Genomic DNA, 1,469 nt, shown 5'->3' with positions numbered 1-1,469 from the left:
TCCTGCAAGAGGGCCGCTGGCCTCCGGGCCCGGCATGGCTGTTCCCCCCTGTCGAACAGATGACCTGGGGGGTGGTGCCACCGGGCCCGAGAGGCGCCGTTGGAGACGCTGATGAGAGGTCCGACTACCGCCCCGCCGAGCGCAATGCCCGGCACCTGGTGGGCGGCAGGTCTGCATAACGTGGATGCGCGCACGACGCCAACGCCCCGGCCAGCACCGCACAACCCCGTTCGGGAGGACGGCGTGAACGACAACGACGAGATAGGCGTCTTCCTGGGCCTGGACGTCGGCAAGAGCCACCACCACGGCCACGGACTCACCCCGGCGGGCAAGAAAGTCCTCGACAAGCAGCTGCCCAACACCGAGCCGAAACTGCGCGACATCTTCGAGAAGCTGAAGTCCAAGTTCGGCACCGTCCTGGTGATCGTGGACCAGCCCGCCTCGATCGGCGCCCTCCCGCTGGCGGTGGCCCGCGACACCGGCTGCACCGTCGCCTACCTGCCCGGCCTGTCCATGCGGCGGATCGCCGACCTCTACCCGGGCGAGGCGAAGACCGACGCCCGCGACGCGGCCGTGATCGCCGACGCGGCCCGCACCATGCCGCACACCCTGCGCTCGCTGGAACTCACCGACGAGATCACCGCTGAGCTCACCGTCCTCGTCGGCTTCGACCAGGACCTGGCCGCCGAGGCCACCCGCACCAGCAACCGGATCCGCGGCCTGCTCACCCAGTTCCACCCGTCCCTGGAACGCGTCCTCGGCCCCCGGCTCGACCACCAGGCCGTCACCTGGCTCCTCGAACGCTACGGATCCCCGGCCGCCCTGCGAAAAGCCGGACGCCGCAAACTCGTCGAGGTGATCCGGCCCAAGGCCCCGCGCATGGCCACACGGCTGATCGACGACGTCTTCGAGGCACTCGACGAGCAGACCGTCGTCGTCCCGGGCACCGGCACCCTCGACATCGTCATCCCCTCCCTGGCCCGCTCGCTCGGCGCCGTCCACGAACAACGCCGGGCCACAGAAGCCCAGATCAGCGCCCTGCTGGAGGCACACCCTCTTTCCAAGGTCCTGACGTCGCTGCCCGGCGTCGGCGTCAGGACCGCCGCCACCCTCCTGGTCACCGTTGGCGACGGCACCGGCTTCCCCACCGCCGCCCACCTCGCCTCCTACGCCGGCCTCGCGCCGACCACGAGGTCATCCGGGACCTCGATCCACGGCGAACACGCACCACGCGGCGGCAACCGCGTCCTGAAACGCGCGATGTTCCTGTCCGCATTCGCCGCCCTGCACGACCCCGCCTCCCGCACTTACTACGACAAATGCCGGGCGCGCGGGAAGACCCACACCCAGGCCCTTCTCCGCCTCGCACGCCACCGCATCAGCGTGCTCTTCGCGATGCTCCGCGACGGCGCCTTCTACGAACCCCGAACCCCACGCCTCGCTTGACGAAAGACATAGAGGCACCCCCC

Annotated in this window: 1 protein-coding gene; it reads left to right on the top strand. The window is 70.2% G+C overall.

Translation table 11 applies throughout. The annotated features are described in order from the left end of the window. The first annotated feature begins 243 nt into the window (after positions 1–243). Positions 244–1,446, top strand: coding sequence for an IS110 family RNA-guided transposase (locus ACZ4O3_RS44075; protein WP_467728034.1), 1,203 nt, complete (start codon positions 244–246; stop codon positions 1,444–1,446). Positions 1,447–1,469 lie beyond the last annotated feature (23 nt).

Source organism: Streptomyces sp. NPDC026515 (genome assembly GCF_055567595.1).
Note: the sequence above shows the minus strand (reverse complement) of the source record. Positions and strands in the feature narration are given on the sequence as shown.